The 13,956-nt window shown below is 74.2% G+C and carries 13 protein-coding genes; 7 read left to right on the forward strand and 6 right to left on the reverse strand.

The window, feature by feature from the left end:
* Positions 1–253: 253 nt before the first annotated feature.
* Positions 254–622: a hypothetical protein gene (locus K353_RS36665; protein WP_111556622.1), complete on the forward strand. Its 369-nt coding sequence runs from the start codon at positions 254–256 to the stop codon at positions 620–622.
* A 56-nt stretch (positions 623–678) separates the two neighbouring features.
* Here K353_RS36665 and K353_RS29870 read toward each other — a convergent pair whose 3' ends face one another.
* Positions 679–2,391, reverse strand: a complete 1,713-nt coding sequence (locus K353_RS29870; RefSeq protein ID WP_233533918.1) for a RecQ family ATP-dependent DNA helicase — start codon at positions 2,389–2,391, stop codon at positions 679–681.
* Positions 2,392–2,507: 116 nt separating this feature from the next.
* Here K353_RS29870 and K353_RS29875 point away from each other — a divergent pair, with 116 nt between their 5' ends.
* Together K353_RS29875 and bla are read left to right on the forward strand one after the other, a co-directional pair.
* Entirely contained in the window at positions 2,508–2,891 is a 384-nt protein-coding gene (locus K353_RS29875) for a hypothetical protein (RefSeq protein WP_233533919.1), read from the forward strand.
* Positions 2,892–3,010: 119 nt separating this feature from the next.
* Complete coding sequence (gene bla / locus K353_RS29880) at positions 3,011–4,027, forward strand: class A beta-lactamase (protein ID WP_111556624.1); 1,017 nt, start codon at positions 3,011–3,013, stop codon at positions 4,025–4,027.
* A gap of 24 nt (positions 4,028–4,051) precedes the next feature.
* Here bla and K353_RS29885 read toward each other — a convergent pair whose 3' ends face one another.
* The 5 genes from K353_RS29885 to K353_RS29905 all read right to left on the reverse strand — a co-directional run bounded on the left by K353_RS29885 (position 4,052) and on the right by K353_RS29905 (position 9,316).
* The gene (locus K353_RS29885; RefSeq protein WP_111556625.1) at positions 4,052–5,092 is read right to left on the reverse strand and encodes a LacI family DNA-binding transcriptional regulator; all 1,041 of its coding nucleotides are present in this window, start codon (positions 5,090–5,092) and stop codon (positions 4,052–4,054) included.
* 166 nt (positions 5,093–5,258) lie between these two features.
* The gene (locus K353_RS29890) at positions 5,259–6,056 is read right to left on the reverse strand and encodes a DUF1684 domain-containing protein (protein WP_111556626.1); all 798 of its coding nucleotides are present in this window, start codon (positions 6,054–6,056) and stop codon (positions 5,259–5,261) included.
* Between the two features lie 60 nt (positions 6,057–6,116).
* Positions 6,117–6,980, reverse strand: a complete 864-nt coding sequence (locus K353_RS29895; RefSeq protein ID WP_111556627.1) for an acyl-CoA thioesterase II — start codon at positions 6,978–6,980, stop codon at positions 6,117–6,119.
* 119 nt (positions 6,981–7,099) lie between these two features.
* Positions 7,100–7,786, reverse strand: coding sequence for an alpha-ketoglutarate-dependent dioxygenase AlkB (locus K353_RS29900; RefSeq protein WP_111556628.1), 687 nt, complete (start codon positions 7,784–7,786; stop codon positions 7,100–7,102).
* A 231-nt stretch (positions 7,787–8,017) separates the two neighbouring features.
* Positions 8,018–9,316, reverse strand: coding sequence for an amidohydrolase family protein (locus K353_RS29905; RefSeq protein ID WP_199528288.1), 1,299 nt, complete (start codon positions 9,314–9,316; stop codon positions 8,018–8,020).
* Positions 9,317–9,538: 222 nt separating this feature from the next.
* Between K353_RS29905 and K353_RS29910 the strand changes: the two genes are divergently transcribed.
* The 4 genes from K353_RS29910 (at position 9,539) to K353_RS29925 (ending at position 13,945) form a co-directional block, all read left to right on the forward strand.
* On the forward strand, positions 9,539–10,534 hold the full coding sequence (locus K353_RS29910; protein WP_233533920.1) for a methyltransferase: 996 nt from the start codon (positions 9,539–9,541) through the stop codon (positions 10,532–10,534).
* An 85-nt stretch (positions 10,535–10,619) separates the two neighbouring features.
* Complete coding sequence (locus K353_RS29915; protein ID WP_111556631.1) at positions 10,620–12,287, forward strand: cytochrome P450; 1,668 nt, start codon at positions 10,620–10,622, stop codon at positions 12,285–12,287.
* Complete coding sequence (locus K353_RS29920) at positions 12,281–12,613, forward strand: hypothetical protein (protein ID WP_146616607.1); 333 nt, start codon at positions 12,281–12,283, stop codon at positions 12,611–12,613. The genes K353_RS29915 and K353_RS29920 overlap by 7 nt, the downstream gene beginning before the upstream one ends.
* A gap of 6 nt (positions 12,614–12,619) precedes the next feature.
* Positions 12,620–13,945: a S9 family peptidase gene (locus K353_RS29925; protein WP_111556633.1), complete on the forward strand. Its 1,326-nt coding sequence runs from the start codon at positions 12,620–12,622 to the stop codon at positions 13,943–13,945.
* Positions 13,946–13,956 lie beyond the last annotated feature (11 nt).

Here is a 13,956-nt window from a genome sequence, read left to right on the forward strand (position 1 = left end):
GGAGGCCGCGTTTCCGGCGCACCCCGCCTCCGACCGGCGGTGCCCCCGACCGGCCGCGGGCCCGGTCTGCGGGCACCGCCCGCCCGTCCCCGGAGGGCCCGTCCCCGGAGAGCCCCGTCCCCGCCCCGAACCGGTTCCCACCCGGGTCTTGGCAGAGCACCGGAGATTGTTGAACATGTAACCGACATGATCGCGCGCCGCGGTGCGCACCACCGCCCGCGCCGGTCCCGCCTGCCCTCGCAAGGAGACCAGCATGGCCGTCCTCCGCCCGAAGCGCCTCACCGCGGCCGCCGCCACCGGAGCGGCCCTGCTGCTCGGCACCGCCCTCGCCCAGCCCGCGGCCGCCGTCGAACTCCCGCACGCCGCCGTCGCCTACTTCGCCACCGGCAGCGGCCTGACGGGCGCGCGGTTCGCCGTCGACCCCACCGACACCGGCTGCCACGACCTCCCGGCCGCCGCGCACTCCGGCGTCGACTTCACCGCCGCCGCCCTCACGGTCTACTTCAACCCGGGCTGCACCCCCGGCCGGCCCGGCGAGCCCGGCGACCTGGCCTACGGCCTCGGCAGCCTGCACTGGGCCGACTTCCCGTACCCGGCCCTCAGCTACCGCGTCGCCGGCTGACGCCCGCCGCCCCGCACCCGTCGCCGGGCCCGCACCCGGGCCCGGCGGCGGGCCGGTCAGCAGACGGTGAGCAGGCCGTTCTCCCGCACCACGTCCAGCGACAGGGTGCGGTAGCCGACGGACTCGAAGAGCACCGTCAGGTGGCGCTCCTCCTCGCTCATCACCGAGCCCTCGCCCCACTGCGGGTGCCGGACCAGCGCCCCCGGCCCGAACGGGTGCGGCTCCCCCTCCGGGTCGGCCGGGGCCGCGGGGCCGGGGATCAGGCCGCCGGTGCCGGCCAGCACGGCCGGACCGCCCACCGGACCCCGCTCGGCGAGCGCGGCCGCCTCGCAGCGGTCGCAGGAGCCGCAGCCGCCCTCCCCGGCCGCCTCCTGGGGCTGGCCGAAGTAGCCGAGCAGGAAGCGCCGCCGGCAGCCGCCGGTCTCCGCGTAGCCGCGCATCATGTCCACCCGGGAGCGCTCCAACTGCTGGTGCGCGTCCGCGAGTTCCACCGCCTGCCGGGCGGCCTCCGCCGGATCGGCGGCACCGGTCGGCAGCAGGTCGCCGCCCCCGTCCGTGGCCACCGCGCCGACCTGCTCCAGCAGGTTGACGACGGCGGTCAGCCGGCTCGCCGTCAGCCCGGTCCCGGCCCGCAGCTCGCTGGGGCGGACCGGTCCGTCGTGCTCGGCCAGCGCGTCCGCCACCTGCGTGACGGTGTCCGGGTCGGGGCGGCCCGCCGCGAAGAACCGCTGCAGGCCGAGGTCCTGCGGCCGGTAGGCGAGGATCGCCCGGGAGGGCTCCCCGTCCCGGCCGGCCCGGCCGATCTCCTGGTAGTAGGCGTCCAGCGAGCCGGGGACGGAGGCGTGCAGCACGAAGCGCACGTCCGGCTTGTCGATGCCCATCCCGAACGCGGACGTCGCCACCACCACGTCCAACTCGCCGCTCAGGAAACGGTCGTGGACGTCACCGCGGGCCGCCGCGGGCAGCCCCGCGTGGTAGGCCGCCGCGTCGAAGCCCAGCAGGCCGAGCTCCGCCGCGTACTCCTCCGCCTCCCGCCGGGTGGCCGCGTACACCAGGCCCGGCTTGGGCTCGCCGGCGGCCCGCTCGACCACGGCGCGCCGCTTCGCCGCCGCGTCCCGGAACGGCAGCACCTCCAGGTGGATGTTGGGCCGGTCGAAGCCGGTGACCACCTCGTGCACGTCCCGCATGCCCAGTTGGGCGACGATGTCGGCCCGCACCGGCGCGGCGGCGCTCGCCGTCAGGGCCAGCACCGGCGGCCGGCCGATCCGGTCGACGACCTGGCCGAGCCGCAGGTAGTCGGGCCGGAAGTCGTGCCCCCAGGAGGAGACGCACTGGGCCTCGTCGACGACGAACAGCGCCGGTTTCGCGGCGGCGAGCTGCTCGACCACCTCGTCCTTGGCCAGCTGTTCCGGGGCCAGGAAGAGGAAGTCGACGTCGCCCTCGCTGATCCGGTCCCACACCGCCGCGTTCTCCCGGCCGCTCTGCGTCGAGTTGACCGCCGCGGCGTCCGTCCCCTCCCGGCGCAGCAGGGCCTGCACCTGGTCGCGCTGGAGGGCGATCAGCGGGGAGACCACCACGGTCGGGCCCGGGATCAGCAGGCCGGGCACCTGGTACACCGCCGACTTCCCGGCCCCGGTGGGCATCACCACCAGGGTGTCGCGGCGCTCCATCACCGCCTCCATCGCCAGCAGTTGCTCCGGCCGCAACCGCTCCCAGCCGAAGACCTCACGCGCGCTCTGCCGCAGCCGCCGCGCCGCCGAAGTGGCCATGCTTCTCCTCATGTCGGGTTCCGGACGGCACGCTGGGCCGCCCGGGAACGGCGTGCGGATACCCCGGAAGGGCGAGGTGACGCGTGGTCGGCCGCCGGGTGCGCGACCATGGCGGGATGACGGCGGACGAGCAGGTCGAACACACCCCCGACGGGCACTTCGTCGTGATCCGCGGCCGGCGCTGGCGGGCGACCGACCCGGAGCTCCCGGCCGAGGCCGAGTCCCGGCTGACGCACCACCTGATGGCGGCCCGCCGGGCCCTCGTCCGTACCGGCGCGGACCGGGAGGCGGAACGGGCCGCCCGGGCCCGGGTCCAGCTCGCCAAGGTCGGCCTGGGCGAGCGGGGCACCCCCTGGTGGGAGCAGTCCCTCCCGGAGCGCCGACGCCGCTGGGAGCGGAGCCTGCGGGCACTGGAGGACGCGGACGTGGCGGACGGCGCGGGCGAGGGTGGGGGCGCGGACGGGGCGGACGGGGGCACGGACGGGGCGGGCGGCCGCTGATGTGGCACCGGCGTGTGGACTCCGGGGAAGCCCCGCACGCGTCCTCGCGCGCCGCCCCGACCCGCGCCCCGACCGGGGGGAGGCTGGCCGGAAGAGCACCCCGACGAGAGGACGCCCGGATGGAACCGCGCCCCGGCCACCCCGACCGCCGCCACCTCCCCGACCCGCACTCGCCCGACCCGCACTCCCCCGACCCGCACTCTCCCGACCGGCAGCTCCCCGGCCGCCGCCGCCTGCTCGGCGGCTCCGCCGCAGCCGCCCTGGCCCTCGTCCTGCCCACCACGGCCCCGGCCGCCGCCACCGGCCCCGCCACCACCGGCCCAGCCACCACCGCCACCGCGACCACCACCGGCCCCGACCTCCGCGACGCGCTGGCCGCCCTGGAACGCGAACACGGCGCCAGGCTCGGCGTGTTCGCCCACGACACCGGCAGCGGCGCGACGGTCCGCCACCGCGCGGACGAGCCGTTCCCGCTCTGCTCGACGTTCAAGCCGCTCGCCGTCGCCGCCCTGCTGCACGCCGGTGACGACCTCTCCGCCCGCGTCCACTACACCGACCAGGACGTCGCCGACTCCGGCTACGCCCCGGTCACCGGCCGCACCCGCGTCCTGACCGTCGCCGAACTCTGCGCCGCCGCCATCGAGTTCAGCGACAACACGGCCGCCAACCTGCTGCTGCGCCGACTCGGCGGCCCGACCGCCGTCACCCGGTTCTGCCGCTCGATCGGCGACCGCGTCACCCGCCTCGACCGCTGGGAGCCCGCCCTCAACTCCGCCGAACCCGGCCGGGTCACCGACACCACCAGCCCCCGCGCCCTGGCCCGCAGCTACGCCCGCCTCACCCTGGGCGACACCCTCGCCCCGGCCCACCGCGCCCGTCTCACCGCCTGGCTGCTGGCCAACACCACCGGCGCGAACCGCCTGCGGGCCGGCCTCCCGGCCAGCTGGACGCTGGCCGACAAGACCGGCACCGGCTCCTACGGCACCGCCAACGACGCCGGCCTCGCCCGGCCCCCGCACCGCGCCCCGATCGTCCTGACCGTCCTCACCACCAAGCCCACCGCCCCGGACGCCGCCCCGGACGAGCCGCTGATCGCCAGGACGGCCGCCCTGCTCGCCACCGCCCTCACCCCCTGACGCCCGCCCCGCACGCCCGCGGCCTCAGGCCGACCCCCGCACCACCAGCGCGGTCGGGATGATCACCGACGTCGGCGCCGACGAGGCCGGGTCGTTGAGCCGCCGCAGCAGCAGCCGGGTCATCAGCCGCCCCATCTCCTCGATCTCCTGGCGGACGGTGGTGAGCGTCGGCTCGGTCCAGGCCGCGATCGACTCGACGTCGTCGAAGCCGACCACCGCGACGTCCTCCGGGACGCGCCGCCCGGCCGCCCGCAGGACCCGGATCGCGCCGGAGGCCATCGCGTCGGAGGCCGCGAAGACCGCGTCCAGGTCCGGCCGCCGGGCGAGGAGTTCGGTCATCGCCCGGATGCCGCCGTCCACGGTGAAGTCGCCGACCGCGATCAGTTCCTCGTCGCCGTCGGGGAACAGGTCGCGGTAGCCGTCGAGGCGGTCGACGGAGGAGGTCTGGTCGAGCGGGCCGGTGATGGTGGCGATCCGCCGCCGCCCGATGGAGCGCAGGTGCTGGACGGCGAGCCGGGCGCCGCCGCGGTTGTCGTTGTCGACGTAGACCAGGTCCCGGTCGGACTCGGCACCGGGCCAGCCGGGGCGTCCGCCGATCACGAAGGGCAGGCCGAGGCGCTGGGCGATCACCGGGGTGGGGTCGGTGCGGTGCAGGGAGAACAGCAGGACGCCGTCGACGTGGCCGCCGGCCAGGTAGCGGCCGATCCGCTCGTGGTCCCGTTCGTCCTCGGCGAGCAGCAGCACCATCTGGTTGTCGGCGGCGGCCAGTTCGCGGCTGATGCCGCGCAGGTGCTGGGCGAAGAACGGGTCGGAGAAGAACCGGGCCTCGGGTTCGGCGACGACCACGCCGATCGCCCGGTTGCGCCGGGTGACCAGGGTGCGGGCGGCCAGGTTGGGGACGTAGCCGAGTTCGGCGACCGCCCGTTCGACCTTCTCGCGCAGCGCGGCGCGCACCCCCGCGCCGCCGTTGACCACCCGGGAGGCGGTGGCCCGGGACACGCCGGCCCGCTCGGCCACCGATTCCAGGGTGGGGCGCCCGCCCGCTCCCGTGTCGGCTTCCGCCACCGTGGGCTCCTCTCCAGCGTCCGCCACGTCCGCCACCCTCGCGGACCTCCGCACGCACGTGATCGCGTTCTTGCTGCGAGCAGCCTAGCGCCCGCCACCCCGGCCCGAGAGCGCTCTCAGAAACCGGGGCGGGGCCCGCGGCGACCGGCCGGGCGGCCGTCCCGCCTCAGACCGTGACCACCTGCCGCTCGCCCGCCTCGACGGCGACGGCCAGCCGGTTGCCGGGCGGCGGGAACGGGCAGATGAAGTGGTCGGCGAACGCGCACGGCGGCAGGAACGCCCGGTTGAAGTCCAGCACGGTGCGCCCCTGCGCGTCGGGCGCGGGCAGCGAGACGAACCGGAACCGGTAGGTCTCGCGCCCGCTGGTCCGGTCCGCGATGACCCCGCTGAGCCGCCCGCCCGCGCCCTCGGAGCCGCTGACGGTCAGCGTGTGCGGCCGCCCGGCCAGCGTGAACGCGACCCGCCCGGTGACGGTGAGCGGCCGGGCCCGGCCGTCCGCGTTCTCCACCAGCAGGGCCTGCGCGCCGTCCTCGAACGGCGTGAACACGGCGGGCACCGCCCAGTCGGGGGCGTACGGGTAGACCGCGATGCCGGCGAACCCGGCCCGGGCGGGGGCGGCGGGGTCGAAGACCCGCAGGGCGAGTTCGCCCTCCCGCTCGATCGGGACCAGCCGCAGCTCGTCCAGGACGGCGGTCTGCGGGCGCCGGTCGGTGTCCGGCCGCAGCGCGACCCGGCCGGTCGACTCGCGCTCCTCACCCTCGACCCGGACGCCGTCCCCGGCGCGCAGCTCGGCGCAGACCGCGCCGCCCTCGGCCCACCAGCGGCCGGGCAGGCCGGGGACCTCCGCGGGTACGGGCTCCAGCCAGTGGGTACCGGTCAGGGCCAGCGGGCCGTGCGGCGCGCCCGCCGCGGCGCTCCGGGCCTCCGTCCAGCGCTGCCAGGCTTCGGCTGCGGTGTCGGTCATCGGACTGCCTCCCAAGTCGCTCTGTTCTCAGGCCACTTCGTCTCTCAGGTCACTTCGCGGTCAGGTCCGGGTCAGCGGGCGGAACAGCCCCTCCTGCATCACCGAGACCACCAGCCGCCCCTCGCGGTCGTAGATGTCGCCGCGGGCCAGTCCGCGCGCGCCGTGCGCGATCGGCGACTCCTGCCGGTACAGCAGCCAGTCGTCGGCCCGGAACGGGCGGTGGAACCACATCGCGTGGTCCAGCGAGGCCATGTCGAAGTTCCGTTCGCCCCACAGCGGTTCGACCGGGGCGCGGACGGCGTCCAGCAGCGTCATGTCGCTGGCGTAGGTGAGGGCGCAGACGTGGATCAGCGGGTCGTCCGGCAGCGCGCCGTTGGTGCGCAGCCACACGCCGCTGCGGGCCTCCACGCCGTCCAGCTCCTCGCGCGTCCACTTCAGCCGGTCCACGTACCGGATGTCGAAGGGCTGGCGGCGGCTGATGAACGGCGGCAGCTCGCCGAGCCGGGCGCCGACCTCGTCCAGCGCGCTCGGCAGCGTCTCCGGCGCGGGGACGTCCGGCATCGGGAACTGGTGCTCGATGCCGCCGGGCTCGGGCTTGTGGAAGTCCGCGGTGAGCGCGAAGATCGACCGCCCGCCCTGGATGCCGAGCACCCGCCGGGTGGTGAACGAGCGCCCGTCGCGAATCCGGTCGACCTGGTAGACGATCGGCACGCCGGGGATGCCGGGGCGCAGGAAGTACGCGTGCAGCGAGTGCACCGGCCGGTCCTCGTCCACCGTCCGGCCCGCCGCGACCAGCGCCTGCCCGGCCACCTGCCCGCCGAAGGTGCGTTGCAGCGACTCCTCCGGGCTGCGGCCGCGGAAGATGTTCAGCTCGATCCGCTCCAGGTCCAGCAGGTCGACGAGCTGGTCGACGGGGTTTCCCATGTATCGCTCCCTCTCCGGACGCCCGGCGGGCAGGGGTGTGCCGCCGAACGCCTCGTCCGTCCAGCACAAGTCTCCGCGCCGACCGGGAATTCCCGCCTCTCGGCGCGGTCACCTCCCCGTCACGCCAGGCCGGACTGCCGCACCGTGATGTTCAGCCGCCCGGTCAGGCCCAGCTCCGGGTCGGCCGTGCCCGGCAGCGTCCGCACCACGCCGTGGTACGCGAAACGGCTCTCCCCGCCGAACACCAGCAGGTCGCCGCCGCACAGCCGCAGGTCCGTCCACGGCCTGGTCCTGGTCTCGGTGTTCCCCAGCCGGAACACGCACTCGTCCCCCAGCGACAGCGACACCACCGGCGCGTTCACCCGCTCCTCCCGGTCCTGGTGCAGCCCCATCCGCGCCCCGTGCGGGTAGTGGTTCACCACCGCGATGTCCGGCGCGAAGCCCGCCGCCCCCGCCACCTCCCCGGCCCGCTCCCCGTACGCCTCCGCCACCGCCAGCCGGGCCAGCCCGCCCAGCACCGCCGGGAACGGCTTCACCGGCCCCCCGTCCCCGTCCACCACCGTCCGCGCGTAGCCGTACGGGTACCAGTGCCATCCCAGCGACACCGTCCGCACCGACATCGCCCCGCCCCCGGGCAGCACCACCGACCGCATCCCCGCCGGCGGCCGCGCCCACTCCCGGCACGCCGCCACCAGCTCCCGCTGCTCCCCCGCCCCCAACCACCCCGGCACCAGCACCACCCCGTCCGCCGGCTCCTCCCGCCCGCGCCCGAACAACTCCCCGGCGAACACCCCACCACCACGCATCCCCCCATGCTCCCACCCGCCCCCGACACCCCCACCCCCGAACGGCCGCCCCCGAACGGCCGCCGCCCCTCGGCTCGGTCGAACCGGTGCCCAGCTTCTCGGCGACGGTCCGCATCGCGGACCACTCGCTGCCGTACTCAGCCCGCACCTGGGCGACCACGCCCACCCCGCACACGCCGGGGTCGGCGGCCCCTTCGAGGTGGCCGCCGACCCCGGCGTGTGCGGCGCGGCTCAGCCGACCGACTTCGCGGTGATGAACTCCGAGGCGGAACGGGCCTGGGCGCGCACCGCTGCCAGGTCGTGGTGCAGCAGCCGACCGTGCTGCTTCACGATCCGGCCCGCGACCAGCACGGTGTCCACGTTGCCCGGGTGCGCGGAGGAAACCACCGCGCCGATCGGATCGTGGGCACCCGCCAGGTTCACGTCATCGGCGCGCAGTAGCATCAGGTCGGCCTGCTTGCCGACCCGCAGCGAACCGACCTGGTCCTCCAGACCCAGCGTGCGGGCGCCGTCCAGGGTGGCCATCCGCAGCAGGTCGGCCGGCGACAGGTGCGGGCCGGGGGAGAGGTAGCCGGTCAGCAGGCCCGCCCGTACCACCGAGAAGAAGTCGCCGCCGACCGTGGTCACCACGTCCACGCCCAGGCCGGTGGTCACGCCGGCCTCGCGCAGCCGGCCGATCAGCGGGCCGCCGTGGCCCAATCGGGCCTCCACCGCCGGAGTGATGGCGAACGCGCCGCCCGAGTCCGCGACCATCGACAGCTCGTCGTCGGCCAGCGAGTTGCCGTGCACGTACACGGTGTTCGGGCGCAGCAGGCCGTGGTCTCGCAGCAGTTCGATCGGGCGCTCGTTGACCGGGCCGGCCGCCACGTGGGTGACGATCGGCAGGCCCAGTTCGTCCGCCAGTCGCCAGTCCGCGATCACCGCGTCCGGTTTCTGGTTGGACGGGCCGAGGGAAGCCGCCGCCATGGTCAGCAGGCCCTCACCGGGCCGGAACAGCTCGTGCGCCTGCCGGACCTCGCCCTGGTGCTCCGGGGTCAGCAGGTAGGCGAACACCGCGCGGATGCCGACCGAGCGCAGGCCGTCCAGGGCGGCCGCGGCGTAGTCGAGGTCGAAGCCGGGCACGAAGCCGTCGCTGCGGACCCGGTCGGCCCGCGCGTAGGCGAAGTCCTGGACGGTGGTGACGCCGGAGTCCAGGCACTCCAGGGCGCCCAGCAGATTGGCGATCCGCACGTCCTCCGGGCGGAAACGCGGGCCCAGCTCCTGGCGCACCAGTTGGAAGTACTCGGGCAGGTCCACGTCGACGGCGATCGAGCGGAGCACGGCCTGCCAGACGTGGCGGTGAGTGTCCACGAAGCCGGGCAGCACGATCCGGTCGGTGGCGTCGATCACGGTCGCGCCGGCCGGGGCGGACAGGTTCGGGCCGACCGCGGCGATCCGGCCGTCCTCCACCAGCACGTCCCACCCGGGATGCGCGACCGGCTCCGGTTCGGTGTCGATGACCAGCCCGTTTCGCAGCAGCAAGGATTCCACGGTGACGCCTCCGAGCAATCGTCGAAAACTTTCCCCGAATCTAACACTCGAATTCCCCCGGGAGGCAAGGCCGGGAACGGGGTTAGTGAGGCTTTAGCGGCGCTCCAGTACGGTGCACCACCATTTGACGCGCAGCGCGACGTCCGTTCACCGGAGGGAATTCAGATGAGCATTGTCCGGAGTGCGTTTTCACATCCCGGGGCGGAGCGCGGGATCTCCCCGGTGACCTCCCTCCGGGAGCTGGCGCTGGCCGCCGCCGCACCGGCCTCGCTGCGCGCGGCGATCCGGATCGGGCTGGCCGAGGCGATCGGCGAGCAGGCCGTCCCGGCGGTCGACCTGGCCCGCAGGCTGGGCGTGAACGAGGAGGTCCTGGATCGTCTGCTGGGCAACCTCCGGTGCTACGGGGTATTCGACCGGACCGCCGCCGGCATCGTCCACACCGACACCTCGCGCCTGCTGCGCGAGGACCACCCGCAGCGGCTGAAGAATTGGGTGCTCTGGGTCACCGAGCCGTGGACCTGGCAGTTGTGGCCGGATCTGGAGGAGGCCGTCCGGGACGGGCGCGGGCATTTCGACGAGCGTTTCGGCGAGGAATTCTTTGCCTACCTGCACCGGAACTGGAAGGAATCCACCGAGGTCTTCAACCGGTCCCAGACCGAATTGAGCCGGATCACCTCGACGGCCATCGCCGAGGCTTTCGACCTGAGCGGCGTGAAAAGCATCGCGGACATCGGCGGCGGCCGCGGTTACACCCTGGCGACGCTGCTGGAGGCCAATCCGCACCTGCACGGCACCCTGGTCGACCTGCCCGCCGCGGTCGCCGAGCCCGACCCGCGGCTGCGCCCCGGCGGCTCGCTCGCCGACCGCTCCCAGGTGCTGGCGGGCAGCTGCCTGGAGGCGATCGAGGTCGATGCCGACGTGTACCAGTTCAAGAGCATCCTCGAATGGGACGACGAGAAGACCGTGCTGGCCCTGGAGAACGCCCGCCGGGCCGGACGGCCGGGCGCCAAGGTACTGGTGATCACCAACATCGTCGACGGCAGTCCGGAGATCCGCTACGCCACCGGCATCGACCTGCTGTTCCTGCTCAACACCAACGGTCGCCGGCACACCCTGGACGGCGTCACCGCCTTGGTCGAGCGCGCCGGCCTGCGGCTGGACGGCGTCACCGCGGTCAAGCCGCTGCTGCACGTGGTCGAGGCGACCATCCCCGGCTAGTGCCTGCCGCGGCACTGGCCCGGCCGGACGGGGCACAGGCCCGACGAACCCCTCTCCGCGACCCACGACGATCTAGGACGCCACGATGACCACCCCACGCACCCGGCCGGACACCGCCGCCGAGCACGCCGCCAACGAGGCCTTCGCGGAACTCCTGTTCTCCCCGGAGGGCCTCGCCGACCCCTACTCCCGGTACCGCCGCCTGCGCGAGGCCGCGCCCGTGCACCGCAGCACCCTGGGCACCTGGGTGCTCACCGGCTACGACGACGTCGACGAGTTCCTGCGCAGCAAGCAGGTCGAGAAGGACATCCACATCTGGATGGCCAACCGCTTCAGCGGCGAGTGGGAGCACCACCAGGCGCTGCGCAAGCTCGCCGCCAACCTGCTGTGGACCAACCCGCCCGAGCACACCCGGATGCGCCGGCTCGTCAACCGGGCCTTCTCGGAGAAGCGGGTGCTGGAGCACCGGGCCTTCATCGAGCGCCGGTTCGAGGAGCTGATCGCCCCTGTCGCCGAGGCGGGCGAGGGCGACGTCTGCAACCAGGTGTTCTTCCCGCTGGCGCTCAGCGTGGTGGCCGACCTGATCGGCGTGCCGCAGGACGAGGCGCCGTTGCTGCGCGACAAGATCCGCGACTTCCAGCGCACCTTCGAGCCCGGCATGACCGCCTCCGAGCTGCTCAAGGCCGACCAGGCGGCGAAGTTCCTCGACGACTACTTCGCCGAACTGGTCCGCTCCAAGCAGCGCCGGCGCGGCGACGACCTGGTGTCCGCGCTGCTGGACATCGAGGACGACGGCGGCTCCCGGCTGGACTTCGACGACCTGGTGCAGATGTGCCACATGGTGATCGCCGCGGGCAGTGAGACCACCACCTTCTTCCTCACCAACGGCGTCCGGCTGTTCGCCGAGCACCCGGACCAGGCCCGGCTGGTGAGCGAGGACCGGTCGCTGCTGCGCAGCGCCACCGAGGAGATCCTGCGCTACATGCCGTCCGCGCACATGATCCCGCGGACCACCGCCGGGCCGGTCACCGTGGGTGGCGTGGAGATCCCGGCCGGGGCCCGGGTGATGGTGTGGATCGCCGCCGCCAACCGCGATCCGCTGCGCTTCCCCGACCCGGACCGGTTCGACGTCACCCGCAAGGACGCCGCCCCGATGTCCTACGGCCTGGGGACCCACTACTGCCTGGGCTGGCGGCTGGCCAACCTGCAGGCCGAGGTGGTGTTCTCGGCGCTGTTCGACCGGTTCACCGACATCGAGCTGACCGAGCCGCTGCGGCACCGCGCCCGGGTGGCGTTCCCGCAGATCGAAGCGCTGCGGATCCGCTTCCGGCGGCGCTCGGAACAGCGCCCGACGGCTCCGGGGACGGTGCGCTTCCTGTCCCCGGAGTACCTGGCGGCGATGGAGTCGCTGGCCCCCTCCGAGCAGCCGGCGATCCCGCACGTCAACGTGAAGGTGCAGTTCCGCGCCACCGAGGCGCCCGAGGGCGAGGTGGACTACCACCTGCTGATCGAGAAGGGCGCGGTCGTCGGGGCGGGCCGCGGCCCCCTGGTCGACGCCGACCTGGAGATCACCGCCCGCTACCGGGACCTGCTGGACTTCCAGTCGACCCGGCTGGACGCCACCGAGGCCTTCGTCAGCGGCCGGTTCGCGGTCTCCGGCGACCGGGCCAAGCTGCTGGAGCTGATGATGGTGCTGCAGTCCGGCACGTACCACCAGTACGTCGCCGAGCTGTGGGAGCGGACCACATGGTGACCCACACGCTGGTGTTCGCCTTTCCGGCCGACATGACCGACGAGGACCGCGCCGAGTTCTTCCGGGAGGGCTCCGCGCTGGTGCTCGGCACCGGCTTCGCCGAGACGTACCGGCACTGGCCGCACGTGCCGCTGACGGACGCCGTCGGGCAGGTGCTCGCCCCGGTGTTCACGCCCTCGGCGATGGCGCAGGTCGAGTGCCGGGACTTCGCCGCGATGCGGCGGCTGTTCGCCCACCCGTCGCTGGCCGCGTTCGTCGGCCGGTGGCAGTCCAGGTTCCCCTACCAGGCGGTCTCGGTGAACACCGGTCCCGCGCAACCGGAGTGACAGACCATGCCGGTCAACCCGCACGCCCTGGGCCGCCGCGACCCGCGGTTCGCCGACCAGCGCTGGCTGCTGGACCTGATGATCGAGCAGTTCGGCCCGGAATGGGACCAGGACCGACTGCACTACCTGTCCGCCCCGGTGAGCGCCGACCACAGGGGCGCGATCCTCGGACTGGCCCGCTCGATCCGCAAACTCGACGATTTCACCCGCGAAATGGCCAACCTGGCCCGTCACTTCGAGCTCCGCGGCAAGGCACAGGAGCGCGCCGGGCACCCGGCCTCGGCCGCCGACGACCACTTCGCCGCCGCGATCCTGTACGGCGGCGCGCAGTGGCCGATCTTCGCCACCACCGAGCTGAACACCGTCCTGGAGCAGAAGAAGACCGACTGCTTCGCCGCTTACGTCCGCGGCGCCGACCACCACGTGGAGGCGGTCGAGGTCCCGTACCAGGGCCGCACCCTCGCCGGCTGGTACCACCTGCCGCCCGGTCACCTCCCCGGGCAGGGTCCGCTGCCGTGCGTGGTGGTGCTCTCCGGGATGGACGGCTTCAAGGAGATCAACGTCTTCGCCGGCGCCGACCGCTACCTGCGTCGCGGGTTGGCCGTGCTCACCCTGGACGGCCCCGGGCAGGGCACCTCACTGGTGCGCGGGATCCGGTACCGGCCCGAGCTGTACGGCGAGGTCGGCACCGCCGCGTACGAGGCGGTGGCCGGCCGCCCGGAGGTCGACCCGGACCGGGTGATGCTCTGCGGCGTCAGCCAGGGCTCGCTCTGGGTGACCCAGATGGCCGCGGCCGAACCCCGGTACGCCGCCTGCGCGGTGATGTTCACCTGCTTCGACCCGGGCAACACGGCGATGTTCACCAGCCACTCACCGACCTTCCGCCAGCGCTTCATGTACATGACCGGCACCGAGACCGTCGCCGAGCTGGAGGCCGTCGCCGCCGGGATGAACGTCGACGGCCTCGGCAAGCAGATCCGGATGCCGTACCTCGCCGCGATGGGTGAGGACGACCCGCTGTGCGACCCCGCCGACACCTACCGGCACCTCAACTCCCTCTCCGGGCCCAAGGAACTGCTGTTCTACATCGGCGAGCACCACGCCCCGGTCACCCGCACCGCCGGTCGGCTCGGTCCGCAGGTCTTCCTCACCGTCGCCGACTGGCTCGCCGACCGGGCCGCCGACCGTCCGCTCGACTCCCGGCACACCGTGGTCGACTCCCGCGGCCGCAGCCACACCGAACCCTGGGGCGAGGAACGCCGGTACACCTACGGCGCCCCGCTCGACCCGCGCACCCTGCTCGGCGACGAGCCGGGCACCGGCCTCTCCTGACCCCTGGAGCC

Origin of the sequence: Kitasatospora sp. SolWspMP-SS2h (assembly GCF_003259315.1) — a bacterium.
GTDB classification, from domain to species: domain Bacteria; phylum Actinomycetota; class Actinomycetes; order Streptomycetales; family Streptomycetaceae; genus Kitasatospora; species Kitasatospora fiedleri.